General features: G+C 70.5%; 22 protein-coding genes and 1 tRNA gene. 12 read left to right on the top strand and 11 right to left on the bottom strand.

Annotated elements, in window-relative coordinates; genetic code table 11:
- Positions 1–26: 26 nt before the first annotated feature.
- From AC1ROY_RS11855 to mazG, 7 genes are all read left to right on the top strand, one after another.
- On the top strand, positions 27–1,196 hold the full coding sequence (locus AC1ROY_RS11855) for a D-alanyl-D-alanine carboxypeptidase family protein (RefSeq protein ID WP_493149011.1): 1,170 nt from the start codon (positions 27–29) through the stop codon (positions 1,194–1,196).
- The gene (gene tmk / locus AC1ROY_RS11850) at positions 1,193–1,810 is read left to right on the top strand and encodes a dTMP kinase (protein ID WP_493149010.1); all 618 of its coding nucleotides are present in this window, start codon (positions 1,193–1,195) and stop codon (positions 1,808–1,810) included. Before AC1ROY_RS11855 ends, tmk begins: the two co-directional genes overlap by 4 nt.
- Positions 1,807–2,811 carry a DNA polymerase III subunit delta' gene (locus AC1ROY_RS11845; protein WP_493149009.1) on the top strand — a complete coding sequence of 335 codons (1,005 nt, stop codon included), beginning with the start codon at positions 1,807–1,809 and terminating at the stop codon, positions 2,809–2,811. The genes tmk and AC1ROY_RS11845 overlap by 4 nt, the downstream gene beginning before the upstream one ends.
- A gap of 21 nt (positions 2,812–2,832) precedes the next feature.
- A complete protein-coding gene (gene metG, locus AC1ROY_RS11840) occupies positions 2,833–4,356 on the top strand; it encodes a methionine--tRNA ligase (RefSeq protein ID WP_493149008.1) in 1,524 nt (507 codons plus the stop codon).
- Positions 4,353–5,123, top strand: coding sequence for a TatD family hydrolase (locus AC1ROY_RS11835; protein ID WP_493149007.1), 771 nt, complete (start codon positions 4,353–4,355; stop codon positions 5,121–5,123). Before metG ends, AC1ROY_RS11835 begins: the two co-directional genes overlap by 4 nt.
- Complete coding sequence (locus AC1ROY_RS11830) at positions 5,120–5,914, top strand: MBL fold metallo-hydrolase (protein ID WP_493149006.1); 795 nt, start codon at positions 5,120–5,122, stop codon at positions 5,912–5,914. The genes AC1ROY_RS11835 and AC1ROY_RS11830 overlap by 4 nt, the downstream gene beginning before the upstream one ends.
- Before the next feature lie 94 nt (positions 5,915–6,008).
- Positions 6,009–6,791 carry a nucleoside triphosphate pyrophosphohydrolase gene (gene mazG / locus AC1ROY_RS11825; protein ID WP_493149005.1) on the top strand — a complete coding sequence of 261 codons (783 nt, stop codon included), beginning with the start codon at positions 6,009–6,011 and terminating at the stop codon, positions 6,789–6,791.
- A 35-nt stretch (positions 6,792–6,826) separates the two neighbouring features.
- On the opposite strand, the gene AC1ROY_RS11820 is transcribed toward mazG, so the two are convergent.
- The 3 genes from AC1ROY_RS11820 to AC1ROY_RS11810 are packed head-to-tail and all read right to left on the bottom strand — an operon-like array spanning position 6,827 to position 9,552.
- Positions 6,827–7,729 carry a pirin family protein gene (locus AC1ROY_RS11820; protein WP_493149004.1) on the bottom strand — a complete coding sequence of 301 codons (903 nt, stop codon included), beginning with the start codon at positions 7,727–7,729 and terminating at the stop codon, positions 6,827–6,829.
- Positions 7,730–7,772: 43 nt separating this feature from the next.
- Entirely contained in the window at positions 7,773–8,519 is a 747-nt protein-coding gene (locus AC1ROY_RS11815) for an NUDIX hydrolase (protein WP_493149003.1), read from the bottom strand.
- Positions 8,520–8,553: 34 nt separating this feature from the next.
- Positions 8,554–9,552: a Bug family tripartite tricarboxylate transporter substrate binding protein gene (locus tag AC1ROY_RS11810; RefSeq protein WP_493149002.1), complete on the bottom strand. Its 999-nt coding sequence runs from the start codon at positions 9,550–9,552 to the stop codon at positions 8,554–8,556.
- Positions 9,553–9,667: 115 nt separating this feature from the next.
- Between AC1ROY_RS11810 and AC1ROY_RS11805 the strand changes: the two genes are divergently transcribed.
- Positions 9,668–10,387, top strand: coding sequence for a DUF1028 domain-containing protein (locus AC1ROY_RS11805; protein ID WP_493149001.1), 720 nt, complete (start codon positions 9,668–9,670; stop codon positions 10,385–10,387).
- A gap of 66 nt (positions 10,388–10,453) precedes the next feature.
- On the opposite strand, the gene AC1ROY_RS11800 is transcribed toward AC1ROY_RS11805, so the two are convergent.
- Positions 10,454–11,089 carry an isochorismatase family protein gene (locus AC1ROY_RS11800; protein WP_493149000.1) on the bottom strand — a complete coding sequence of 212 codons (636 nt, stop codon included), beginning with the start codon at positions 11,087–11,089 and terminating at the stop codon, positions 10,454–10,456.
- Between the two features lie 138 nt (positions 11,090–11,227).
- On the opposite strand from AC1ROY_RS11800, the gene AC1ROY_RS11795 reads away from it, so the two are divergent.
- Positions 11,228–12,520, top strand: coding sequence for an amidase (locus AC1ROY_RS11795; RefSeq protein ID WP_493148999.1), 1,293 nt, complete (start codon positions 11,228–11,230; stop codon positions 12,518–12,520).
- A 96-nt stretch (positions 12,521–12,616) separates the two neighbouring features.
- Here the strand turns inward: AC1ROY_RS11795 and pstS are convergent, their stop codons facing one another.
- Both pstS and AC1ROY_RS11785 read right to left on the bottom strand, forming a co-directional pair.
- Positions 12,617–13,621, bottom strand: coding sequence for a phosphate ABC transporter substrate-binding protein PstS (pstS, locus tag AC1ROY_RS11790; protein ID WP_493148998.1), 1,005 nt, complete (start codon positions 13,619–13,621; stop codon positions 12,617–12,619).
- Positions 13,622–13,726: 105 nt separating this feature from the next.
- A complete protein-coding gene (locus AC1ROY_RS11785) occupies positions 13,727–14,092 on the bottom strand; it encodes a DUF6481 family protein (protein WP_493148997.1) in 366 nt (121 codons plus the stop codon).
- Positions 14,093–14,188: 96 nt separating this feature from the next.
- On the opposite strand from AC1ROY_RS11785, the gene AC1ROY_RS11780 reads away from it, so the two are divergent.
- A complete protein-coding gene (locus AC1ROY_RS11780; RefSeq protein WP_493148996.1) occupies positions 14,189–15,853 on the top strand; it encodes an NAD(P)/FAD-dependent oxidoreductase in 1,665 nt (554 codons plus the stop codon).
- Here AC1ROY_RS11780 and AC1ROY_RS11775 read toward each other — a convergent pair.
- Both AC1ROY_RS11775 and AC1ROY_RS11770 read right to left on the bottom strand, forming a co-directional pair.
- Positions 15,844–16,830 carry a lysylphosphatidylglycerol synthase domain-containing protein gene (locus AC1ROY_RS11775; protein WP_493148995.1) on the bottom strand — a complete coding sequence of 329 codons (987 nt, stop codon included), beginning with the start codon at positions 16,828–16,830 and terminating at the stop codon, positions 15,844–15,846. The genes AC1ROY_RS11780 and AC1ROY_RS11775 overlap by 10 nt on opposite strands.
- A gap of 111 nt (positions 16,831–16,941) precedes the next feature.
- Positions 16,942–17,610: a glutathione S-transferase family protein gene (locus AC1ROY_RS11770; protein WP_493148994.1), complete on the bottom strand. Its 669-nt coding sequence runs from the start codon at positions 17,608–17,610 to the stop codon at positions 16,942–16,944.
- Between the two features lie 126 nt (positions 17,611–17,736).
- On the opposite strand from AC1ROY_RS11770, the gene AC1ROY_RS11765 reads away from it, so the two are divergent.
- On the top strand, positions 17,737–18,426 hold the full coding sequence (locus AC1ROY_RS11765) for a hypothetical protein (protein WP_493148993.1): 690 nt from the start codon (positions 17,737–17,739) through the stop codon (positions 18,424–18,426).
- A gap of 73 nt (positions 18,427–18,499) precedes the next feature.
- Here the strand turns inward: AC1ROY_RS11765 and gltB are convergent, their stop codons facing one another.
- The 3 genes from gltB to AC1ROY_RS11750 form a co-directional block, all read right to left on the bottom strand.
- Positions 18,500–23,026: a glutamate synthase large subunit gene (gene gltB / locus AC1ROY_RS11760; protein ID WP_493148992.1), complete on the bottom strand. Its 4,527-nt coding sequence runs from the start codon at positions 23,024–23,026 to the stop codon at positions 18,500–18,502.
- Positions 23,027–23,031: 5 nt separating this feature from the next.
- Positions 23,032–24,468 (bottom strand): NAD(P)-dependent oxidoreductase, encoded by a 1,437-nt coding sequence (locus AC1ROY_RS11755; protein WP_493148991.1) that lies wholly within the window; start codon positions 24,466–24,468, stop codon positions 23,032–23,034.
- 185 nt (positions 24,469–24,653) lie between these two features.
- On the bottom strand, positions 24,654–25,586 hold the full coding sequence (locus AC1ROY_RS11750) for a complex I NDUFA9 subunit family protein (RefSeq protein ID WP_493148990.1): 933 nt from the start codon (positions 25,584–25,586) through the stop codon (positions 24,654–24,656).
- Positions 25,587–25,721: 135 nt separating this feature from the next.
- Between AC1ROY_RS11750 and AC1ROY_RS11745 the strand changes: the two genes are divergently transcribed.
- Positions 25,722–25,807, top strand: a tRNA-Leu gene (locus AC1ROY_RS11745).
- The last annotated feature ends 54 nt before the right edge of the window (positions 25,808–25,861 follow it).

The raw sequence follows: 25,861 nt of genomic DNA, 5'->3' as shown, positions 1-25,861 counted from the left end.
AAAAAAAAACCCCCCCCCCCCAGATCATGAGTACTGTCTCGTGGGCTCGGAGATGTGGAGAAGACCCCCCCCCCCAGCCCCGCGCCGCCGCCGCGCCGCCCTCGGCCCCGCCGGCGAGCTCGCCGATCGGGCCGGTCGACACCATCGCGCGCAACGTCGTGCTCATCGATTTCGAGACCGGGGCGACGCTCATCAACAAGCTGGGGGACGAGCGCATGCCGCCCGCCTCCATGTCCAAGCTCATGACCATGTATGTGGTCTTCGAGTACATCAAGAACGGCCGGGTCCGGCCGGACCAGATGATGCAGGTGAGCGACGCGGCCTGGCGCATGGGCGGCTCGCGCATGTTCCTGGACCGCGCCTCCAGCGTCTCCGTGGACGACCTCTCGCGCGGCGTCATCATCCAGTCCGGCAACGACGCCTGCGTGACGCTGGCCGAGGGCATCGCCGGCTCGGAGCGCGCCTTCACCGAGATCATGCAGAACATGGCCCGGGAGATCGGGCTGACCTCCAGCACCTTCCGCAACGCCACCGGCTGGCCGGATCCCGAGCACCGGATGACGCCGCGCGACCTCGCGACCCTGGCGCGGCGGGTGATCCTGGACCACCCGGAATCCTACCGGCTCTACGGCGAGCGCAGCTTCCGCTGGAACAACATCACCCAGGAGAACCGCAATCCGTTGCTGGGCAAGGTGAATGGCGCCGACGGGCTGAAGACCGGCCACACCGAGGAGGCCGGCTATTGCCTGACCGCGTCAGTGAAGCGCGGCGACCGGCGGCTGATCCTGGTGGTCGGGGGGCTGCCGACCATGCGGGCGCGCTATGAGGAATCGGAGCGGCTGATCGAATGGGGCTTCCGGGAGTTCGACAACGTCGTGCTGTTCCGCGCCGCCGACACGATCGACCAGGTGCCGGTCTATCTCGGCGACCGGCCGACAGTGCCGCTGGTGGGCGGACGCGAGGTGGTGGCGACGGTGCCGCGCGGCTGGCGCGAGACGCTGCAGGCCAAGGTGCGCTTCGACTCGCCGGTGCCGGCGCCGGTCGTGAAGGGGCAGGAGCTCGGGCGGATCGAGGTCTCCGGCCGCGGCGTGCCGCCGATGTCGCTGCCGCTCTACGCCGGGGCCGATGTGGAGCGGCTGGGCGTGGTGGCGCGGATTCCCGCGGTGATCTCGCGGATGATGGGCAGCGGGACTTGATTCCCAGATTCGTCAGCCTCGAAGGTGGCGAGGGTGCAGGTAAATCTACCCAGGTTAAAATTCTTAGTCGCTATCTGGCATTCCTAGGGCATTCTGTCCTAAGAACGCGCGAGCCCGGTGGTTCCGCTGGCGCCGAGGCCGTACGGGGACTGCTGCTCTCGCGCCCCTGGGATCCGCTGGCCGAGATGGCGCTCCACTTTGCCGCCCGGCGCGAGCACTGGGCGCGCAGCATCCAGCCCAGCCTCGCGGCCGGAAGCTGGGTGGTCTGCGACCGCTTCTTCGACAGCACCCTGGCCTATCAGGTGGGCGGGCAGGGCGCCCCGCGCGAGGTCTGGGCGCAGCTTCGCGCCGCCTTGCTGGGCGCCGTCGGCCCGGACCTCACCCTGCTGCTGGACCTCCCCGTAGAGGCCGGCCTGGCCCGGGCCGGGGCGCGCGGCGAGACCAACCGCTACGAGACGCTGGGGCCGGCGTTCCATGCCCGCGTCAGGCAGACATTCCTGGATCAGGCGGCCGCCGAGCCGGGACGCTTCGCGGTCATCGACGCCACGCAGCCCCTGGAGGCCGTGAGCGCCGCCATCCTCCATGTCTGCCGAGAAAGGCTCGGCCTGCCGTGATCCCGCCGCCGCCCCGCGCCAATCCCACGCTCTACGGCCACGGGGAAGCCGCCGCCAGCCTCGCCGCCGCGGCGCGTTCCGGGCGGCTGGCACATGCCTGGCTCTTCACGGGACCGCCGGGCATCGGCAAGGCGACGCTGGCCTATCGCTTCGCCCGCTGGCTGCTCGCGGGACAGCCGCGCGAGGCGGAGGGCGCGCCGCCGCTGCAGCTTCCGGAAGATCATCCCATCCTGCGCCGCGTCGCCGCCGGCAGCCATGCCGACCTCATGGTGCTGGAGCCGCAGCAGGAGCCGGGCAAGCGCCACATCATCAAGGTGGAGGAGGCTCGGGCGGCGCGCTCCTTCCTGAACTTCACCGCGGCCGAGGGCGGCTGGCGCGTCGTCGTGATGGACGAGGTGGACGCCATGGAGGCGGCCTCGGCCAACACCATCCTGAAGACGCTGGAGGAGCCGCCGCCGCGCACCGTGCTGCTGCTGGTTACCGCCGCGCCCGGCCGGCTGCTGCCCACTATCCGCAGCCGCTGCCGGCGGCTGGACCTCGTGGGGCTGGAGCGGCCGGTCATGGACAAGCTGCTCGCCGACTGGCTGCCCGAGAAGTCGCGCGGCGAGCGCGACGCCCTGGCCGTGCTGGCCGAGGGCTCGCCGGGCCGGGCGCTGGAGCTCGCGGCGGGCGAGGGGGTGGAGCTGGCCCGGCTGGCCGAGGCGACCCTGAAGAACCTTCCCGGCGCCGACGGCGCCTATGCTCTGGCCGACCGCATCGGCGGCCGCGAGGCGGCGCTGGCCTTCCCCGCCTTCTTCAACCTGCTGCTGCGCCACCTCTCCCAGGCCGTCCGCGAGGCCGCGCGGGGCGGCTCCGCGCCCGGCTGGCTCGCGGCACGGCCGCTCTCGGCCTGGGCCGAGGCCTCGGAAGCCGTCCGGAAGCTGGTGCAGGACACGGAGCGGCTCTCGCTCGATCGCCGGCAGGCCGTGCTGGTCGCAATGGACACCTTGCGAGGGCGCTAGAGGCAGCCCATAGGTCGGATCATGCCAATCTACCTCACCACGCCCATCTACTACGTCAACGACAAGCCGCATATCGGACACGCCTACACCAGCCTGGCGACCGACGTGCTCGCCCGCTGGCACCGGCTGGCCGGGCGCGAGGTCTATTTCCTCACCGGGACGGACGAGCACGGGCAGAAGGTGGAGAAGGCCGCGCAGGATGCCGGCGAGGATCCGCAGGCCTTCACCGACCGCGTCAGCCAGGCCTTCCGGGACCTCACGGTCACCATGGGCTTTTCCAATGACGGCTTCATCCGGACCACGGAGAAGCGGCACTACGAGGCCTGCCAGGCGCTGTGGAAGCGGCTGCAGGAGCGCGGCCACATCTATCTCGGCGCTTACGAGGGCTGGTACGCCGTTCGCGACGAGGCCTTCTACGGCCCCGATGAGCTGACCGAGAAGGATGGCGTGAAATACGCGCCCTCGGGCGCGCCGGTGGAGTGGGTGAGGGAGCCTTCCTACTTCTTCAAGCTCTCCGAATGGGGCGACAAGCTCCTGGAATTCTACGAATCCAACCCCGATTTCATCGCGCCGCAGAGCCGCCGGAACGAGGTGATCAGCTTCGTGAAGTCCGGCCTGTCCGACCTCTCCATCTCGCGCACCTCCTTCAAATGGGGCGTGCCGGTGCCCGGCGACGACGCACATGTGATGTATGTGTGGCTGGACGCGCTCACGAACTACATCACCGCGCTCGGCTATCCCAATGAAAACGCGGAACTCTGGCGCTTCTGGCCGGCGAACCTTCACTTCGTCGGCAAGGACATCCTGCGCTTCCACGCCATCTACTGGCCGGCCTTCCTCATGGCCGCGGACCTCCTGCCGCCGGCCCGCGTCTTCGCCCATGGCTGGTGGACGAACGAAGGCCAGAAGATCAGCAAATCCCTGGGGAACGTGATCGATCCTGTCGCGCTGGTGGAGGAATTCGGGCTCGACCCGATCCGCTATTTTCTCATGCGCGAGGTGCCCTTCGGCCAGGACGGTGACTTCTCGCGGACCGCGCTGGGCAACCGGCTGAACGGCGAGTTGGCGGATGTGCTGGGCAATCTCGCCAACCGGACCCTCTCGCTGATCCAGCGGAACTGCGAGGGCAAGCTGCCCAGCCTCCCGCCCGTGCGCGATATGGACACGACCCTGCTGGCGCCCCTCGACACGCTCGTAGAGTCGGTCGGCAAGCTGCTGGAAGCGCAGGAATACCATCTCGCGCTGGAGGAGGTCTTCCGGCAGGTCCGCAGCGCCAACGGCTACATCACGGTCCAGGCGCCCTGGGCCCTGAAAAAGACGGACCCGACCCGCATGACCGAGGTGCTGCGCCACCTCCACACCGCGCTGCGCGCCTATGCGACGGTGCTGCAGCCCTTCATGCCCGCAACCATGGGCGCGCTGCTCGACCAGCTCGGCGTGCCCGCCGGCGCGCGCGACCTGGCCGCGCTGGCCACGCCGCTGCTGGATGGGATCGACCTGCCGCCGCCGTCGCCGCTCTTCCGGAAGATCGAGGTCACCGCGTGATCATCGATAGCCACTGCCATCTCGACTACTTTTCCGAGACCGAGGTCGAGGAGATCCTGGCCCGGGCCGAGGCCGCCGGCGTGGAGCGGATGGTCACGATCGGCACCTCCGTCCCGCAGGCGGAGGCCGTGCTCCGGCTCGTCGACCGCTTCCCGCAGGTCTGGGGCACGGTCGGCGTGCATCCGCACCGCGCGGCCGAGGGCACCATGCCCACGGTCGAGGAGCTGGTGGCGCTGACGCAGCATCCGCGCGTCATCGGGATCGGCGAGAGCGGGCTCGACTATTTCTACGACAAGTCGCCGCGCGACGTGCAACAGGAGGGCTTCCGCCGCCACTGCCGCGCCGCCCGCGCGACCGGCCTGCCGCTGGCCATCCACGCCCGCGAGGCCGACACCGACATCGCCCGGATCCTGGCCGAGGAGCGGGAAGGGGGCGCCTTCCCCTTTCTCCTGCACTGCTTCAGCTCCTCGCCCTGGCTGGCCGATCGAGCCGTCGAGATGGGCGGCTATATCTCCTTCTCCGGCATCCTGACCTTCCCAAAGTCGACCGAGCTCCGTGAGGTCGCGGCCCGGCTGCCCGAGGACCGGCTGCTGCTGGAGACGGATTCGCCCTATCTCGCGCCCGTGCCCCTGCGCGGCAAGCGCTGCGAGCCGGCCTACACGGCCTATACGGCCAAGGTCCTCGCCGAGTGCCGCGGCATGAGCGTCGCCGAGATCGGCGCGATCACCACGGACAACTTTCATCGTCTGTTCACCAAGGCTGCATGAGGCTGCGGGTCACGCTGCTCGGCACCGGTCCGTCCCAGGGCGTTCCGGCCGTCGGAGGGGCTGACGGCAGCGGAAACTGGGGCCAGTGCGATCCGGCCGAACCGCGCAACCGGCGCCGGAGGACCTCGGCGCTGATCGAAGCGGCTGACGGAACACGGCTTTTGATCGATGCCGGCCCGGACCTGCGGATGCAGCTCCTGGACAACCGGATCGCCGGCTTCGAGGCCGTGCTGCTGACCCACGCCCATGCGGACCACATCGCCGGCATCGACGAGCTGCGCGGTGTCAACCGCTCCACGGGCCGGGTGCTGCCGGTCTTCGCCTCCGAGCCGACCTTGCGCGAGGTCCGGGAGCGCTTCGGCTATGCCTTCCGTCCCGCCACCGAGGGCTTCTTCCGGCCGGCGCTCGAGGGCCAGGTCGTGGCGCCCGGCGAGACGATCCGGATCGGCCCCATGGCGGTCGAGCTCTTCGACCAGGACCACGTGGTCATGCGGACGCTGGGAATCCGGATCGGCGGCTTCGCCTATACGACCGACGTGCTGCGCTTTCCGCCCGAGAGCTTCGAGCGGCTGCGCGGCCTCGACACCTGGGTCGTCGGCTGCATGACTTCCGGCACGAACCCCGTGCATGCCGGGCTGGACCAGGTGCTGGACTGGGTCGCCGAGCTGCGGCCGCGGCGGACGATCCTGACGCACCAGGGTGACCGGATGGACTTCGCCAAGGTCTCCGCACGCCTGCCGGCCGGGGTGGAGATGGGTGTCGACGGCGTCGTGCTGGAGGCACCGGCCTGAGCTGGAGCCTGAATCCACAGGCTTTTCCCCATGCTAATTTTTTCCATAATAAATCTTATGCGGTAACTAGACCTGTGGACAACCGGAGACCCTCATGACCGAAGCCCCCTCGATCGACGCCCTCCTCGCGGTCATGGCGCGGCTGCGCGACAAGGACACGGGCTGCCCCTGGGACGTCGTCCAGGATTTCTCGACGATCGCGCCCTACACGGTGGAGGAATCCTACGAGGTCGCGGACGCCATCCGGCGCGGACCCGAGCCCGCCATGCTGGTGGACGAGCTGGGCGACCTGCTGCTCCAGGTCGTCTATCACTCGCGCATGGCCGAGGAGCGCGGCTGGTTCCGCTTCGAGGACGTGGCGGCCGGCAGCGCGGCCAAGATGATCCGCCGCCACCCCCACGTCTTCGGCGACGCCGACGCCTCGAAAGCCGTGGACATCTGGGAGGCCCAGAAAGCGACCGAGCGCGCCGCCCGGGCCGAGACCGGCGTGCTGGCCGGGATCGCCACCGGCCTGCCCAGCCTCACCCGCGCCGCCAAGCTGACGAAGCGCGCCGCCCGGGTCGGCTTCGACTGGCCGGATGCCGGCGCCGTCCTGGACAAGCTCGAGGAGGAAGCCGCCGAGCTCCGGGCCGAGCTGCCGCAGGCCGATCCTGCCCGTCTCGCCGACGAGGTCGGCGACCTGCTCTTCGTCCTGGCCAACCTGGCGCGGAAGCTCGACCTGGATCCGGAGCTCTGCCTCGACGGCGCGAACCGCAAGTTCGAGCGGCGCTTCGGGGCCGTCGAGGCCTCGCTGGCCGCCGAGGGCCGGACGCCGGCCGACGCCACGCTGGACGAGATGGAGGAAGCCTGGCGCGAGGCGAAGCGCCAGGGACTTTAATCCTTTAGGCCTTTTCGCCTATTTAGAAAACAATCCTAGAGTCGCGGCAGGGGGATAAATTCCTTGTCGTCGCCCGGCACCCTGCCGAAGCGTCCGGCTTCCCAGTCGTCCTTGGCCTGGTTGATCCGCTCCCGGCTGGAGGAGACGAAGTTCCAGAAGATGTGCCGCGGGCCGTCCATGACGGCGCCGCCCAGAAGCAGCAGGCGAGCCCCCTGCCCGGCATCCTCCACCGCCCGGATCGCCAGCGCGTCGCCGGCCCGGAAGACGAGCATCCGCCCGGCCTCGAAGCGCTGCCCCGCGACCTCCACGGTGCCGGAGACCACATAGGCGCCGCGCTCCTCATGCGTGTCCGGCAGCGGCCAGGCGGCGCCGGGCGCCAGCTCCAGATCGGCGTAGAAGAGCGGCCAGTGGGTCTCGACCGGCGCCCGGGCGCCCCAGGCCTCGCCGGCGACCAGCCGCACGCGCGCGCCGCCATCCTCCAGGATCGGCAGCGCCTCGGCCGGGTAATGGGTGAAGGCCGGGGCGCGCTCCTCCTGGTCCTTCGGCAGCGCTGCCCAGGACTGGATGCCGAAGAGCGTGTTGGAATGGGACCGCAGCGCCGGGTCGGTCCGCTCGGAATGGGCGATCCCCTGCCCGGCCGTCATCCAGTTGAGCGCGCCGGGCCGGATCGGCTGGGAACTGCCCAGCGTGTCGCGGTGATAGACCTCGCCCTCGAAGAGATAGGTCACGGTGGAGAGGCCGATATGCGGGTGCGGCCGCACGTCGAGCCCATGGCCGGTGAGGAACTCGCCGGGGCCCATCTGGTCGAAGAAGATGAAGGGCCCGATCATCTGGCGCTCCTTCGTCGGCAAGGCGCGGCGGACCTCGAAGCCGCCGACGTCATGCGCGCGCGGGAGGATCAGGGTCTCGATCGAGGGTGGGAGGGGTGCATTGTCCATGCCCCCAGCATGGGAAGCCCCGCCGCCGAAATCCAGTGACGGATTACCGGGGAGTCTGGCCGGGCCAGAGACCGCCGGCCGCCGGCCGGTCCTTGGCCGGGAAAAGCGCCGCGCCGTAGCCCGCCTCCTCCGGGATGCGGAGGTTGGTGCCGCCGGCGCCGTCAGGCTCCGGCTGGGGCATCACGGTGACGACCGGCGCGGTGCGCGCGGCGGCCAGGGCCTCGGCGACCGTGGCGAAGCGCGCCAGCCGCAGCAGGTTCAGCCGCGTGGCGAAGACCAGCGTGCGCCGGCCGGCCTCGGTCTCCTCGACGGCCTTGGCGGGAGGAATCCAGAGCGCCTCCACGGCCTCGTGGCCGTCATGCACGGCCTCCTGCCCTTCCGGTGCCTCGGCGAGGAAGAAATGCGTGTCGAAGCGCTTCGGGCTGTGCGCGGGCGTGATCCAATGGGCAAAATGGGTCAGGGCGCCGTGGTCCGGCGTCACGCCCCTCTCGCGCAGATGGGCGTGGAACTCGGTCTCGGCCGCCTCGTCGGGACCGGGCGGGCGGGCGAGCAGCATCCCCGTCTCCTCCCAGGCCTCGCGGATCGCGCCGATGCGGAAGGCGCCGAGCGGATCGCCCGAGGGCGCCAGCAGCGCGTCCGCCTCCTCGACCCGGCCGCCCGGGAAGACCAGCGCACCGCCGGCGAAGGCCACCTCCTTCGCCCGGCAGATCATCAGCACCTCCAACCCCTCCGTGCCGTCGCGCAGCAGGAGGATGGTGGCGGCGGGCCGGGGAATCGCTGGGGTGCTCATGGGCGCGCAGTGAAGCCCGGAAAGGTCCGGACGGCTACTCCGAGCGGATGTTTCCCTCGCGGATGATGGGCGCCCAGGTCTCGTAGTCCCGGCGGATGAAGTCGGCGAACTGCTCGGGCGTGCCGCCGACCATCCGTCCCGCCTGCTGGTTTAGGACGGAGGCCGCCACCTCCGGCATGGCCGCGATCTTCCCGAAGACCTCGTTGATCCGGAGCGCCAGGCCGCGGTCCATCCCCGCCGGCCCCACGATGCCGTGCCAGACCGAGGTGTCGTAGCCCGGCAGGTCCCGCGCGAGGCCCGGCACGCCCGGCAGCAGCGGCGTGCCGTCCGGCCAGCTCACCGCGATCGCCCTGGCCCGGTTGTCTCGAACCATGTTCAACGCCGAGGAGACGGTGGGGAAGCCGAACTGCGCGTCGCCGCGCACCAGCGCCGTCACCATCTCGGCGCCCGAGCGGTAGGGCACATGGACCATGCGGACGCCCGCACGCTTCAGGAAGAGCTCCATGAAGAGGTGGCTGCCGTTGCCGTTCCCGGCCGAGGAGAAGGTGAAGCCGTCTGGCCGCGCTTTGGCCGCGGCGATGATCTCCGCCACCGTGCGCTGGGGCACGTCCGGATGGGCGATCAGGGCGCCCGGCAGCTTCACGAGGTGGATGATCGGCGTGAAGGCCGTCATCGGGTCGTAGTTCAGGCCCGGATTCATCTCCTTCGCGATGCAGTTGGCGCCCACGTCGGACATCATGAGCGTCAGCCCGTCCGGCCGCTGCTGCGAGACATAGGCGCCGGCGATGGCGCCGCCCGCGCCGGGGCGATTCTCCACCACCAGGGTCTGGCCGTTGGCGTGCTCGGCGAAGCGCGCGGCGACGGTGCGGCTCAGCGTGTCGATGGCGCCGCCGGCGCCAAAGGGCACGATCAGGCGGATGGGGCGGTCGGGCCAGCCGGTCTGTGCAAGCGCAGTCTGGGTCAGCGCGGGGGCGGCGAGCAGAGCGGCCCCTCCGGCGAGCAGGCCGCGGCGCGTGGCAGGGCTGGACATCATGAAGCTTCTCCCGAAAGCCTTGGTCGTGTTCTTGAACTCGGCTTTGCCCTGCCCAAGCTCCCGGTGCAAGTTTCATCGACGCGCCGCGACCTGGGCGCTCCGGAGAGGATTCGTCGTGACCTGGTCCCTGCTCGCCCACGAGCCCGAGACGGGCAGCTTCGCCGTGGCGGTGACCACCTGCGCGCTGGCCGTCGGCGCTTCCTGCCCCTTCGTGCGGACGGGGGTGGGCGCGGTCTCCACCCAGTCGATCACCAACCGCTATCTCGGCCCCGCCGTGCTGGACGCCATGGCGCGCGGCCTCTCGCCGGCGGCAGCGATCGAGGGCGCGCTGGTGGGCGACGAGGGCAGGCACCTGCGGCAGATCCACGCGATCGACAGCCATGGCCGCAGCGCGGCCTGGACGGGGAAGAACTGCGTCGAGTGGTGCGGGTCGCGCTCGGGGACGGGCTGGTCGGTGGCGGGGAACATGCTGGCCGGCGCGGAGGTTGTCGGCGATACGGTGGCGAGCTTCATCGCGCGGCAGGACCTGGCCCTGCCGGAGCGGATGCTGAACGCGCTCCAGGCCGGCGAGGGCGTGGGCGGGGACAAGCGGGGCCGGCAGTCCGCGGCGCTGAAGCTGGTCACCACCGAGGATTTCCCGGACATCGACCTGCGCGTGGACGACCATGCCGCGCCGCTGGACGAGCTGGAGCGGCTGTTGCGGCTCTGGCGCGCCGGCCGTGCGCCGGGCCTGCGGCTGGCGCCGCGCCGGGCTAATCCTTCGGGCAGCACGGACCTGGACGCGATGGAGGCCGCCTGGCAGCGGCAGGGCCTGGACCTGAAGTTCCGCCGATAAAGTTCCGGTTTCCAAAGGCCTCTCGGCCTTTGGTAGGGGGTATGGGGGACAAAGTCCCCCATGCAGCTAAGGCGTATTGCGCACTCTGTAAGCCTCGATGGCCTTGATGGCGGTGTCGGCGTCGATGATGTCGGCGTAGCGCCGCCCCACATCCTTCAGGTTCTGATCATGGGCCACCTGGTCCTGGTCTCCCACGCAATCCTCCGGCACCTGCACGCGGAAGCCGAGCGAGAAGGCGTCGATGATGCTGGCGCGCACGCAGCCCGAGGTGATGCAGCCCGTGACAATGACGGTGTCCACCCGCTCGCGCGTCAGGATGGCACCGGCGGCGGTGCCGAAGAAGATGGAGGGCGCGGTCTTGGACATCACGACGTCCGGCCCCTCGGCGGCGATGCGCGGGTCGAGGCGGGTGGCGGGGTCGCCGGCCTGCATGTCGAGGACGGAGGCGATCTTCCAGTGCGGCGCGCCGCGGGGCCCGTCGAAGGCGACGACGCAGGCGATGACGGGGATGCCGGCCGCCTTCGCCGCGCGCATCACGCGGGCGGTGTGGACCACCGCGCGCTCGACCATGGGCGCGCCGCCCAGCGGATAGGCCGGGTCGGTGAAGCCGGTCTGGAAGTCGATGACGACGAGGCCCGGCTTCTCGCCGAAGCCGACCTGATGCGCGCCGTAGCCGCGCGCCGCGTAGACGTCCTGTTCCATGCCCGGATCCGTGATGCTGTGCCGCCGGGAGGCTAGCAATATCCAGGCCTCCCATGCGCCCCCTCCTATGCGTTTGGGCCGTCTTCACGGCGGAAGGCCGGGGTGAGACGCTGCCGCACCCCCGGCCAGGAGATCCCCGTGAGCGAATATGTGTCCGATGCCGGACGTCTCCGCGACTTCGCGGCTGCGATGCGCTCCGGCGAGCTGACCTCCGAGGCGCTGGTGCGGCGCTGCCTGGACCGGATCGCCGCGGTGGACGGCGCGGTGCAGGCCTGGATCCACGTGCTCGCCGACGAGGCGCTGGCCACGGCGCGCGCGCTGGACGCCGAGAGCGTGCGGCGCGGCCCGCTGCACGGCATCCCCTTCGCGGTGAAGGACGTGATCGACGTGCGCGGCCTGCCGACGCGGGCCTTCAGCCCCTCGCGCGCCGAGCTGCCGCCGGCCACGGCGGATGCAACGGTGGTGGCGCATCTGCGCGCGGCCGGCGCCATCGTGCTGGGCAAGGTGCACACGACGGAATACGCCTATTTCTCCCCTGCCCCGCCGACGCGGAATCCCTGGGACCTCCGGCGCACGCCCGGCGGCTCTTCGGCCGGGTCGGGCGCGGCGATCGCGGCCGGCACGGTGCCGCTGGCGCTGGGCACGCAGACGGCGGGCAGCGTGAACCGGCCGGCGGCCTATACGGGCACCTGCGCCTTCAAGCCCTCGACCCTGGCGATCGGCGGCGTCGGCATCGTGCCGCTGGCGCCGTCCTTCGACACGGTGGGGGCCTTCGGCGCCTCGGCGCAGGACGCGGCCTATCTGGCGAGCGGCTACGCGGCCGCGCATCTGCGGCTGGCGGAGCCCAAGGCGCCGCCGCCGCGTATCCTGATGCTGGAGGACGCGCTGATCGCGCGGCTGACGCAGCCTGGCACGGCGGCGCGGCTCGCCGGCTTCGCGGAGATGCTGCGCGGCGCGGGGCTGCGGGTGAGCCGGGCGGAATCGGCGGTGTCGCTGGAGGCGGTGCTGACAGCGCATCGGCGCGTGCTGCTGGCCGAGGCCGGGCGCACCCATGCGCGGCTGCCGAAGGAGCTGATCTCGCCGCGGCTGGCGGCGGATATCGAGGCAGGCCTGGCCATCCCGGAAGAGGAGTACCACGCCGCGCTGCGCGAGCTCGCGCGCTTCCGGCAAGCCTTCTGGCGCGGCTGCGGGCCGGACGACCTGCTGCTGCTGCCGGCGGCGCCGGACGTGGCGCCGATGGACGGGACGACGGGGGATCCGTCCTTCGTGATCCCCTTCACGGCACTGGGCGGGCCGATCGCGACGCTGCGGGCGGGGCTGGAGGCGGAGAGCGGGATGCCGGTGGGAGCGCTGCTCTGCGCGGCGCCGGGGGCGGATGCGCGGCTGGGCGCTTTTCTGTTCTCCGAATTGGCCACTCAGCTGGATCTTTGAGGGGAGCTTCGCTCCCCTCAAACTCCCCTCAGCAGGAAACTCAGTTTCCTGCACCTTCGTTCAATTATGAGGGTAGAGCCCCTCGCATTCAGCGCCTCAGCGTGCGCCCTGGATGTTCGCGCGCCAGGACGCCACCACCTCGCGCACCTGCGTCGGCGACAGCGGCACGTAGCCCAGCCGCCGCGCGTCGTCGCCGCCTTCTTCCAGCGCCAGCCGGAAGAACTCCAGCGTCCGGCGCGAGCGGGCCACGGAGGCCGGGCGGCGCGGCATCAGGATGTAGACGGTGGCCATGATCGGGTAGGCCTCGGCGCTGTCCGCCGTTGCCTGCAGGGCCGCGAGGCCAGGCGCGGTGAAGGCGCCCGCGCGGTTCTGCACCATCGCGATGCTCAGCCCGAGGCGGGCGGCCTCGCTGGCCTCGACATAGCCGATGGCGTTCTGCGTGGCCCGCACGCGCTCTGCGACGGCCGCGTTGCCGCGGACGGCGGTGCCAACCGTCCAGGCCGGCGCGGCGGCCGCGGCGCCGAATCGGCCGCGCCACTCCTCGCTGGCCGCGGCGAGATAGGCGGTGAAGTGGTGCGTGGTGCCCGAGCCGTCGCCGCGGCGGATCACGGCGATAGCGGCGTCCGGCAGCGTGAGGCCCGGGTTGAGCTCGCGCAGCGCCTGGTCGGACCAGCGGGTCACCTGGCCGAGATAGATGCGGGCCAGCACCTCGCCGGAGAGGCGCAGGTTCGCGGCGCCGCGGATGTTCGTCACCACGGCGATGCCGCCGGTCACGATCGGGAACTGCGCGAGGCCGTGCTGCTCGAGATCGGCCGCGGCGAGCGGAATGTCGGTCGCGCCGAAATCCACCGCGCGCTGGATCACGCGGGCGACGCCGGCAGTGGAGCCGACCGCCTCGTAGTCGAGGCCGTTCTCGGTATCGACCTGCGGGCGGCCCTCGCCGTCGCGCGGCGCGAGCGAGCGCTCCCAGCGCTGCAGCATCGGATAGGCCAGGGTGGAGCCCGCCCCGGCGAAGCCCCCGGTAGACCCTTGAGCCTGGACGGCCGGCACGGCGGCCCCCATCGCGAGCAGAGCCAGGAAGGCAGTCTTCAGAAATCGCACCGGAGGTCTCCCGATCGGCCCGGGCGACCTGCCCAAAGCATCAATCGTGGGTAATCCGGCGTCCAGAAGCGATCAAAGGATGCTTCGGTGACAAAACCGCCTGATTCAGCGGCGCTTCTTCTTCTCGGCGATGCGCGCGTCGCGCTCGGCCTTCTGCGCGGCGAGCATCGCCGCGGTGCGGCGGCGGGCTTCCTGCGCGGCATTGGCGGCGGCCGCGAGGGCGGCGGCCTTCTTCGCCGCCTCTTCGGCCGCCTTCTCGGCCGCGAGGGCGGCGGCCTTCTCGGCAGCGCGCTGGATTGCGGCGGCCTCGCGCTGGCGGCGGGCCTCGCCCTGGGCCTTCTGGGCCTCCAGGCGGGCGATCACCTCGGGATCATCGGCCGGCGGGCGGGCCTTGAATCGCTCGAGGAGCTTCTGACGCGCGGCGGCCGCGTCGTTGCGGCGTTCGTCGAATGTGTCTTTGCGGGCTGCCATGGCGCGCCTCCTAGCAAAGCTCGCGGCGGCTTGGGAGAGGGGGGAAATGCATGGCGTCTCTTGACGCGGAGCATGGCCCGGGACGAGTGAACGGCGATGCTACGCCTTCATGAAATCCGACTGCCCCTCGATCACCCGCCCGAGGCGCTGCGGGCGGCGCTGGCCGAGCGGCTCGGCGCGCCGGCGCAAGGCTACACGATCGTCCGCCGCGGCTACGACGCGCGGAACCCGAAGCGCATCATCCTCTCCTACACGCTCGACGTGGAGGTGGCGGACGAGGCGGCGCTGCTCGCGCGCGGCGGCTCGATGGTCCGTGCCGCGCCGGACATGCGCTACCGATTCGTGGCGCAGGCGCCGGAGCGGCTGCCAGAGGGGCAAAGGGAACGGCCGGTCGTCGTCGGCACCGGGCCCTGCGGCCTCTTCGCCGCGCTGATCCTGGCGCAGTCGGGGTTCCGGCCGATCATCCTCGACCGCGGCAAGCAGGTGCGCGAGCGCACGAAGGACACCTGGGACCTCTGGCGCCGCGGCGTCCTGCACCCCGAAAGCAACGTGCAGTTCGGCGAGGGCGGCGCGGGCACCTTCTCCGACGGCAAACTGCATTCGCAGATCCGCGATCCCTTCCATTTCGGCCGGAAGGTGCTGGAGGAGTTCGTGAAGGCGGGCGCGCCGGAGGAGATCCTCTACGTCAGCAAGCCGCATATCGGCACGTTCCGCCTGGTGCAGATGGTCGAAGCGATGCGCGAGACCATCGAGGGGCTGGGCGGCGAGTACCGCTTCGGAAGCCGCGTGGACGGGCTGGACATCGAGACGGCGGCCGACGGCGCGCGGCGCGCGGCCGGCGTGATCCTGCACACGGGCGAGCGCATCGCCGCACGGCATGTGGTGCTCGCCATCGGGCATTCGGCGCGCGACACCTTCGCGATGCTGCATGAGCGCGGCGTCGCGATGTCGGCCAAGCCCTTCTCCATCGGCGTGCGCATCGAGCATCCGCAATCGCTGATCGACCGGCAGCGATTCGGGCCGCACGCCGGGCATCCATTGCTCGGCGCCGCCGACTACCGGCTGGTGCACCACGCCAGCAACGGGCGCTCGGTCTATTCCTTCTGCATGTGCCCGGGTGGGACGGTCGTGGCCGCGGCGTCCGAGCCGGGGCGGCTCGTCACCAACGGGATGAGCCAGTACTCGCGCAACGAGCGCAACGCGAATGCCGGCATCGTCGTCGGCGTCACGCCCGAGGACTATCCCGGCGGGCCGCTGGCCGGCATCGCCTTCCAGCGGCATTGGGAGGAGCGCGCCTTCCAGGCCGGCGGCGGCACCTATGCCGCGCCGGCCCAGCGCGTCGGCGATTTCCTGGCGGGACGGCCCTCCACGCATCTGGGCGAGGTGGTGCCGTCCTACCGGCCGGGCGTGACGCCCGCCGACCTCTCGACCTGCCTGCCGGACTTCGCCGTCGCCGCCATCCGCGAGGCCCTGCCCGCCTTCGACCGCGACCTGCCCGGCTTCGCCCTGGCCGATGCCGTCATGACCGGCGTGGAGACACGCACCTCCGCGCCGCTGCGCATCGAGCGCGGCGAGGACTGCCAGAGCCTCAACGTGAAGGGCCTGTTCCCGGCCGGAGAGGGCGCGGGCTATGCGGGCGGGATCCTCTCGGCGGGCGTGGACGGGATCCGCGTGGCCGAGGCGGTGGCGCTGGACATGACCGATGGCGGACCGGTGCGGAGCAGCGGACGGCACGCCGAGGCCAGCGTGCCCTACGGCTGACGCGCCTCGTCGCGGCGCCAGGCGACGAGCCCCGTCAGCCCCACCAGAATCTCCCGGGTACGCCGGATCAGCGCCGCGTTGAGCGCGATCCCCGGCGGCACGCCGATCAGCGCGCCGGCGGCGACGATCGCCCCCTCCTGAACCAACGCTGCACCGGGGAGGAGAAATCCTGCGCTGCGCACCACCTGGGCGAAGCTCTCGATCACCAGGGCCTCCGCGAAGCTCACGGGGAAGCCGGTGATGTTCAGCAGAAGAAACATCTCGGTGGCCCCCATCATCCAGGAGCCGAGATGCGACAACGTGGAGAGCGCCAGCGCCTTGCGGTCCTCGTGCAGCCGCAGGATCGACCGCTGAAAGCGGTCCAGCCAGACCGGCTGCAGCCGCGGCCAGCGGACCGACAGGCGCTCCAGCACCCGCCGCAGCAGGTTCAGCGCCCAGGGTCGCTGCAGCGCCACCAGCAGGACGGCCGTGACGGCGGCGACCGCCGCCCCCACCCAGAAGCCCCCCGCCTCCGTCCCGTGGCCGAGCGCGAGGAACGTTGCGAGGCCGATCAGGGTGAACAGCGTCTGCGACACCGCCTCCAGCGTGATCCCCAGCGTCGCCGTCCCCGCCGCGAGGTCCGCCGGCATGCCGTCGCGGATCATCAGCCGCGTCACCGCCGCCTGCCCCACCACCGCGCCCGCCGGCACCAGGGAATCGCAGGCCTCGCGGTACCAGCGAAGGAGGAGGATGCGCCCGATCGAGGGCCGCTCCGCCTGCGGCAGCAGCGCCAGCCAGGCCAGCCCGGTGAACATCAGCTGCGGCAGGTGCGAGGCCAGCGAGGCCGCCAGCGCCAGCGGAAAAGCCGCCAGCACCGTCCCCAGCCCCGCGAGGTCGCGCGCATTCAGCGCGACGATGCCGACAAGCGCGAGCCCGCCCAGCACCAGCCCGTTGCGCAGCCCGCGCTGCACGGGCGGCGCGGCCAGGGCCGCCTCCACTTGCGGCGTCGGTCGCTGATCGTCGGGAATGTCCTGGGGCCCTGGCGCTGTCGATGGGCGCCATATAGGCGCTTTATGTCCGGCCAGAAATCCGGGGCCAGAAATCCGGGGTCAGAAATCCAGGTCGGCGTAGTGCGGCGGCGGCTCCAGCCCGGTCACCCGGTCGGACAGCAGCGTGCGGAAGGAGGGCCGCGACTTCACCCGGCTGTACCAGTCGCGCGTCGCTGAATTCAGCGACCAGTCAATGTCGTTCACGTAGTCCAGCGCCGAGAGATGGGCGGCCGCCGCGAAATCGGCGAGGCTGAGCTGCGCGCCGGCCAGCCAGGTCCGCCGTTCCGCCAGCCAGCCGATCACCTCCATATGCGTCTTGAGGTTCGCGTAGCCCGCGCGGATCGCCGCCCCGTCCGGATTGCCCTGGCCGAGCTGGCGCTTCATGTGCCGCTCCCACAGCAGGTTCCGGTAGACCTGCTGGCCGAAGTGGTTGTCGAACCAGGCGAGCAGCCGCCGCACCTCGGCGCGCTCCGCCAGGGTCCGGCCGAAGAGCGGGACGTCGGGATAGGCCTCGTCCAGGTATTCGCAGATCGCGTAGCTCTCGCAGAGGACGAGGCCGTTCTCCTCCACCAGCACCGGCACCGTGCAGGCCGGGTTCATGTCCACGAATTCCGGCCGCCGCTCCCACACCTTCTCGACGCGGAGCTCGAAGGGGATTCGCTTCTCGGCCAGGGCCAGGCGGACCTTCCGCGCAAAAGGCGAAAGCGGCAGATGATAGAGGATACGCACGCGGCATCTATGCCACTCGCACGCGATTCCCGGAAGTCGTCGCACGGCGCGACACACGCGACAGTTGCGGGCGTTCCATTCCCCCGCAGCTTCCCACAAACATGACGCGCAGGAGAGGTTGGCGCGATGATCACGCTTGGAGAGATCATGACCCTGGCCCGCGACCACGAGGCGCGGGCCGGCGGCGTGTCGGAGAAGGACATCAGGCTGGCGCGGCAGGCCGGCATGCTGCCGGCCGATGTCGCGGCGCTGCGCGCCTTCACGGCGAGCCAGCCCGGCTTCTGCATCGTCGTGCGCTGCCCCAAGGCCAGCGCCTATGCCTGGCAGGGGCTGCTGCCGGCCAAGATCGGCGCGGTCTCGAAGAAGACGGGCGATTCCGGCGTCGTCTCCATGCACAAGCTGCGGCGCGACGCGAATGGGGCGCCCCTGTTCCGGAACGGCGAGCCCATCATCGACGCGGCCATCTACGTCTCCGACTACGACCTCATGGGCATCTGGCAGAAATGGCGCGGCGCCTGGCAGCGCGTGCGCGTGACCGCCCAGAACGGCGGCAAGCGCGGCAGCTACGGCGCGGAGGCGGCCGAGCTCCTGCGGCGGGTCAACCGGTCGCTGGTCACCAAGATCCAGCATGGGTGCCAGGACGACTGGGTGTCGTCCGACAACCGCGGCGTGAAGCCGGAGGATCCCTTCGCCGGATTCTATGAGGGAGAGACCGAGTTCCTCGACGGCGCCGCGGCCTGCCGCGGATTCTACGCCAGCCGGGGGCTGGGGACGTTTCCCTACGACAGCAGGACGGGGGCCTTTACGGGAGGGTAGCGAGAGGGCGCCGCCCTCTCGCGCTCACCCGGCACGGGGTGAACCTGTAGGTTCACCGCTCCCTGGACCCACATCACTCCGCCGCTTCGGCGACCTCCGTCATCGGCCGCTCCAGGTACTTCGCGTATTCCTTCGGCACCACGTGCCAGAAGGCGTCCCGCTCCGTGTTCCAGTCGTTCAGCAGCCGCGCCGCATGGCGGCTCGCCGTCTCCGCCACGTGCCGCTCCAGCAGCCGGCGCAGCTCGCCCTCCCAGAAGGCCGAGCCCAGCTTCTGCCACTGCAGCGTGTCCGGGTTAATCCGGCACTCGAAGGTGCCGGCGGGGTCGTAGACGAAGGCCGCGCCGCCCGTGAAGCCGGCGCCGAAGTTGTCGCCGACCTCGCCCAGGATCACCACCGTGCCGCCGGTCATGTACTCGCAGGCATTGGCGCCCACGCCCTCGACCACGGTGATGGCGCCGGAGTTGCGCACCGCGAAGCGCTCGCCCGCGCGGCCCGCCGCGAAGAGCGCGCCCGCCGTCGCGCCGTAGAGGCAGGTGTTGCCGATGATGGAGTTCTCGTTCCAGATCAGCCCCGAGGAAGGCGCCGGCCGGACCACGATGGTGGCGCCCGAGAGCCCCTTCCCCACATAGTCGTTGCTGTCGCCGTAGACCTCGAGCTTGAGCCCCTTCACGCCGAAGGCGCCCAGCGACTGGCCCGCGCTGCCGCGCAGCCGCACCGTGAGGTGCCCGTCCTGCAGCCCGCTCATCCCGTACTGCCGCACGATCTTCGACGAGACCTTGGTGCCGATCGCGCGGTGCGTGTTGCGGATGTTGTAGGCGAGCTGGATCTTCTCCCCGCGGTCGAAGAGCGGCGCCGCGTCGCGGATCATGTCCGCGTCCAGCGTCTCCGGCACCTCGTTGCGGCCCTCGATCGTGCAGTAGGGCTTGTGCGGGCCGGCATCGGCCTTCACCAGCAGCGGGTTGAGGTCGAGGTCGTCCAGGTCGTCGGCGCCGCGGCTGACCTGCTTGAGCAGGTCCGTCCGGCCGATGATCTCCTCGATCTTGCGGAAGCCCAGCGAGGCCAGGATCTCGCGCACTTCCTCCGCCACGAAGCTGAAGAGGGTGATGACCTTCTCCGGCGTGCCCGTGAACTTTTCCCGGAGCGCATCGTCCTGCGTGCAGACGCCGACCGGGCAGGTGTTGCTGTGGCACTGGCGGACCATGATGCAGCCCATGGCCACCAGCGAGGCCGTGCCGATGCCGAATTCCTCGGCTCCGAGCATGGCCGCGACCACGATGTCGCGCCCGGTCTTGAGGCCGCCATCGGTGCGCAGCTTCACGCGATGCCGGAGACGGTTGAGCAGCAGCACCTGGTGCGTCTCGGTCAGCCCCATCTCCCAGGGCAGCCCGACATACTTGATCGAGGTCACCGGCGAGGCGCCCGTACCGCCCGAATGGCCCGAGACCAGGATGGCGTCGGCCTTGGCCTTGGCCACGCCGGCCGCGATCGTGCCGATGCCCGAGCGCGAGACCAGCTTCACGCAGACCGAGGCCTCCGGGTTGATCTGCTTCAGGTCGTAGATGAGCTGCGCCAGGTCCTCGATCGAGTAGATGTCGTGGTGCGGCGGCGGCGAGATCAGCATCACACCCGGGGTGGAGTGCCGCAGCTTCGCGATCAGCCCCGTGACCTTGAAGCCCGGCAGCTGCCCGCCCTCGCCGGGCTTGGCGCCCTGGGCCACCTTGATCTCGATCTCGCGGCAGTTGTTCAGGTACTCGGCGGTGACGCCGAAGCGGCCCGAGGCGATCTGCTTGATGGCCGAGTTGGCGTTGTCGCCGTTCAGCCGCGGCTTGGCGCGCGCGGGGTCCTCGCCGCCCTCGCCGCTGTCGCTGCGGGCGCCGATGCGGTTCATGGCGATCGAGAGCGTCTCGTGCGCCTCGGGGCTGAGGGCGCCGAGGGAGATGCCGGGCGCCAGCAGGCGCTTGCGGATCTCGGTGATGCTCTCGACCTCCTCGATCGCGACGGGCTTCACGTTGTCCGTGCGGAAGTCCAGCAGGTCGCGCAGCGCCACGGGCGGCTGCTTGCGCACGGCCTCGCTGTAGCGCTTGAAGGTCTGGTAGCTGTCGGTCTCCACCGCCTTCTGCAGCGTATGGATCAGCGTCCCGCCGAAGGCATGCGCCTCGCCCTTCTGGCGCAGCTTGTAGAGGCCGCCCACCGGGAGCGTCGGAATCTCGGGCCCGAAGGCCTTCTCGTGCAGCGCCAGCACCCGCCGGGCGAGGCCCGCGAGGCCGATGCCCGAGATGCGCGAGGCCACGCCCGGGAAGAACTCAGCGACCAGCGCGCGGGAGAGTCCGATCGCCTCGAAGTTCATGCCGCCGCGATAGGAGGAGACGACGGAGATGCCCATCTTGGACATCACCTTCAGCAGCCCCTTGTCCACGGCCTTCTTGTACTTGCCGATCGCCTCTGCGAGCGTGGTCTTGCCGAAGAGGCCGCGCCGGTGGCGGTCGGCCACGGAGGCCTCGGCCAGATAGGCGTTCACCGTGGTGGCGCCGGCGCCGATCAGCACCGCGAAGTAGTGGACGTCCAGGCATTCCGCGCAGCGCACGTTCAGGCTGACGAAGGTGCGCAGCGAGGTCTTCACCAGATGCGTGTGCACCGCCGAGACCGCGAGGATCATCGGGATGACCGCGCGCTCGGGCCCCTGGTGCTCGTCGGTGAGCACGACGTGCTGGCAGCCGCTGCGCACCCCCTCCTCCGCCTCGCGGCGGATGCGGAGCAGCGCCTGGCGCAGCCCGGCCTCGCCGGCGGCCGCTTCGAAGGTGCAGTCCACCTCGCAGGCGTCGGTGCCCATGTAGTCGCGCATCGCCGCGAACTCGGCGCTGGAGAGCACGGGGCTGTCCAGCATGAGCATGTCGCACTGCGTCGGGTCCTCGTCGAGGATGTTCCCGAGATTGCCGAGGCGGGTCTTCAGCGACATCACCCGCGTCTCGCGCAGGCTGTCGATGGGCGGGTTGGTGACCTGGCTGAAGCTCTGCCGGAAGTAGTGGTGCAGGCCGCGATACTGGCTGGAGAGCACGGCGATGGGCGTGTCGTCGCCCATGCTGCCGACGGCCTCCTGCGCGTCTTCCACCATCGGATGGAGGATCTGCTCCAGCTCCTCGAGCGTGTAGCCCATGGCGCGCTGGGCGCGGCGCAGCCCCTCGCCGGCCATCGGCTCGCAGGCGACGGCGCGCGACTTCACGATGTGGTCGATCGGCGTGGTGCGGCTCACCCACTGGCCGAAGGGCTTGCGGGCGGCGAGCGTGTCCTTCAGCTCGTCGTCGAGGTAGAGGCGGCCCTCGTCGAGGTCCACGCCGATGCACTGGCCGGGGCCGACGCGGCCCTTCGCGGCGATCGCATCCTCGGCGATCTTCACCATGCCCGTCTCGGAGCCGACGAAGAGCAGGCCGGTCCGCGTCACGGTGTAGCGCAGCGGGCGCAACCCGTTGCGGTCGAGGCCGGCGACGACCCAGCGGCCGTCGGTCGCGCAGAGGCCGGCCGGCCCGTCCCAGGGCTCCATGACGGCGTTGCAGTAGAGGAAGAAGTCGTGATGCGCCGGCGGCATCGTGGCGTTGCTGCCGAGCGATTCCGGGATGAGCATGGCCTTGGCCATGGGCGCGTCGCGCCCGCCGCGCACCAGCAGCTCGAAGACGTTGTCGAGGCTCGCCGTGTCGCTGCCGCCGGCCTGGATGACCGGCTTGATGTCGTCCAGCTGGGCGTCGAGCAGCGGGTGCGAGAGGCGCGTCTCGTGCGCCTTCATCCAGTTCACGTTGCCCGAGAGCGTGTTGATCTCGCCGTTATGCGCGATCATGCGGAAGGGCTGCGCCAGCCGCCAGGTCGGGAAGGTGTTGGTGCTGTAGCGCTGGTGGAAGATGGCGAAGCGCGAGACGAAGCGCTCGTCCGTCAGGTCGGGATAGAACTGGGTCAGCGATTCCGCGAGGAACATGCCCTTGTAGACGATGCTGCGCGAGGAGAGCGAGCACAGGTAGAGCTCGGGGATCTGCGCCGCGATGGCCTGCTTCTCGATCCGCCGGCGGATGACGTAGAGGTCGCGCTCCATGGTCGCGGCGTCGCGCTCATCAGGGTCGTAGATGAGGATCTGCTCGATCTCGGGGCGCGTGGCGTTCGCCTTCTCGCCGATGACGGAGACGTCGATCGGCACCTGGCGCCAGCCGTAGATGCCGTAGCCGCCGGCCAGGATCTCGGTCTCGACGATCTGGCGGCAGCGCTCCTGCGCGCCGAAATCGGTCTTGGGGAGAAACACCTGGCCGACCGCGATGCGGCCGGGCTTGATCTTGTCGCCGCCGTCGCGGACGGCCTGCTCGAAGAATCCCGGGGAAATCTCCACATGGATGCCGGCGCCGTCGCCGGTCTTGCCGTCGGCGTCCACGGCGCCGCGGTGCCAGACGGCCTTGAGCGCGTTGATGCCGGCCTCGACGACGGCGCGCGAGGGCTTGCCGTCGAGTGCCGCGACCATGCCGACGCCGCAGGCGTCATGCTCCATCGTGTCGATGCCGGCCTTGTCCAGCAGCGCCTTGTTGGCCTCGTAGGCTTCGACGAATTGCTGTCCCGTCTCGCTCATGTCGGTCACTCCGCCGCCTGGGGGATTTCGGCCTTGGCCTTGATATACGCCTCGATCTGCTCCGCCGCGTCGCGCCCGTCCCGGATGCCCCAGACGACGAGCGAGGCGCCGCGCACGATGTCGCCGCCGGCGAAGACGCCGGGCAGGTCCGTCATGAAGGTGCGGTGGTGGACCTTCAGCGTGCCCCAGCGCGAGACCGGCAGGCCGGGCTCGTCGAAGGCCACGGGAAGATCCTCGGGGTCGAAGCCCAGCGCCTTGATGACGAGGCTGGCGGGCTCGACGAAATGGCTGCCCTCGATGGGCGCGACCTGCTGGCGGCCGGTGGCGTCCGGCAGGCCCAGATGCATCTTCACCGCGCGCACGCCGGTGACGTCCTGGCCGCCCAGGAAGGCCTCGGGCGCGGAGAGCCAGAGGAAGCGCACGCCCTCCTCCTCGGCATTGTACACCTCGCGCATGGATCCCGGCATGTTCGCCCGGTCGCGCCGGTAGAGGCAGGTGACGGACTTCGCGCCCTGCCGGACGGCGGTGCGGACGCAGTCCATGGCGGTATCACCGCCGCCGATGACGACCACGTCGCGGTCCGCGGCGTTGAGCGTGCCGGCCTCGAACTCGGGCACGGCGTCGCCGAGATTCGTGCGGTTGGAGGCGGTGAGGTACTCGAGCGCGGGCACCACGCCGCCGAGCTCGGCGCCGGGCAGGTCGATGTCGCGGGCCTTGTAGACGCCGGTCGCGATGAAAACGGCGTCATGCCGCTCGCGCAGCTCGGCCAGGGTCACGTCCTTGCCGACGGCCACGTTCATGTGGAACTGGATGCCGCCCGCCGCGTACTGCTCCCAGCGGCGCAGCACGATCTCCTTCTCCAGCTTGAAGTTGGGGATGCCGTAGATCATCAGCCCGCCGACGCGGTCGTAGCGGTCGTAGACATGGACCTGGAAGCCGCGCACGCGCAGCCGCTCGGCGGCGGCCAGGCCGGCCGGGCCGGCGCCGATGATGCCGACGCTCTCCGGCCGCTCGCGCATCGGGGTGGGCGGCTTCACCCAGCCCTGCTCCCAGGCGGTGTCGACGATGTAGCGCTCCACCGAGCCGATGGTGACGCTCTCGAAGCCCTTCTCGATGACGCAGTTGCCCTCGCAGAGCCGGTCCTGCGGGCAGACGCGGCCGCAGATTTCCGGGAAGGTGTTGGTGGCGGCGGCGACCTCGTAGGCCTCCTCCAGCCGGCCTTCGGCGGTGAGCTTCAGCCAGTCGGGAATGTTGTTGTTGAGCGGGCAGTGCACCTGACAGAATGGCACGCCGCACTGGGAGCATCGGCTGGCCTGCGCCGAGGCCCGGTCCGGATCGAACTTCGCATAGATCTCGTTGAAGTCCTCGCGGCGCATGGAGGCCGCACGCTTGTCGGGCGTCTGCTGCTGAAGACGGACGAATTGCAACATGCGCTCAGCCATGGGGGCACCTCACAGATCGATCGCCTCCGCGAGGCGCCGCTGCAGTGCAACTATATGACGTTTTTCGAGCGCGCCAGAGCAAAAACGACAATCATGGCAGCTATGCTGTCGTATTATCGTCTCGCCATTGCCTGATCGAAATCAGGCGCTGTCACATCCTGGGCTTGAAGGTCCGTATCGGACCTTCACATGGCCGGGCGCACGCGCCGCGCTCCGCCGACCTTGAAGCGGGAGAGATAGAAGGGCACCAGCGCCTCGACGGCCGCCGGCGTGATGCCGAGGTCGCCCAGCGTCAGCGCGCCGGAGGTCACGACATTGTCCCTCTGCAGCAGCAGGAGCTGGTCCCGGGTCAGCGGCGGGTTGGGCAGCAGCTCGCCGATCCGGGCCTGGAAGGCAGCCAGCCCGGCAGGGATGTTGACCAGCCGCCGGTTGCGCCCCGTCTCCTTCACGACGAAGGCCATCAGCTCGCGGAAGGTCCAGACCTTGGGGCCGCCGAGCTCGTAGATCCGGCCCTCCGTGGCCGGCTCGGCCAGCGCGGCCATGACGGCATGCGCGACGTCGCCCACGAAGACCGGCTGGAACTTCGTCTCGCCATGGATGACCGGCATGAAGGGCAGGACCATCGCCATCTGGGCGAAGCGGTTGAAGAAGTGGTCGGCCTCACCGAAGACGATGGAAGGGCGGAGGATGGTCGCCTTGGGGAAGGCCGCCAGCAGCTCCGCCTCGCCCTCGGCCTTGCTGCGCGCATAGGCGCTGGGGCTCGATGCGTCGGCGCCGATCGCGGAGATGTGCACCACCCGCTCCACGCCGGCCGCCGCGGCCAGCCGCCCGATGCGGCCCGGCCCCTCGGCCTGCACCGCGGCGAAGTTGCCGTGCAGGAGGCCCACGCAGTTCACCACCACCGAGGCGCCCTCGACGGCGCGGGCCACGGCGGCCTCGTCGGTGATGTCGGCGGCGAGTCCCGCGATCTGGCCCACGCGGCCCATCGTGTGCATGCCCTGCGCGCCCATGGGGTCGCGCGTCGCGACGCGGACCACGTGGTCCTCGCGCGCCAGGCGCTGCACCACCTGGCGGCCGATGAAGCCGTCGCCGCCGAAGACCGTCGCCACCTTGCGCATCGCAAAAAATCCCTCCGTCCGGGGAATCCAATACGAGCGCCGGCTGCCGGAGCCAAGCGTCACAATCATGTCGTACCCCGGTTGACGACCCGCGCAGCCGCGTCTATTCCGCCGCTCACTTCGCCCCTACAGATTGCCCAGGTGGTGGAATGGTAGACGCGCTGGCTTCAGGTGCCAGTGACCGCAAGGTCGTGGAGGTTCGAGTCCTCTCCTGGGCACCATCCGTTTCCTGCAAAGCCGCCCGCCAACCCATCGCGCCGCTGCGGTTTCGCTCC

The organism is Roseococcus sp. GW821-FHT12F05 (assembly GCF_058806835.1).
The sequence above is the reverse complement of the archived record's forward strand: the minus strand, read 5'-3'. Positions and strand labels throughout refer to the sequence as shown.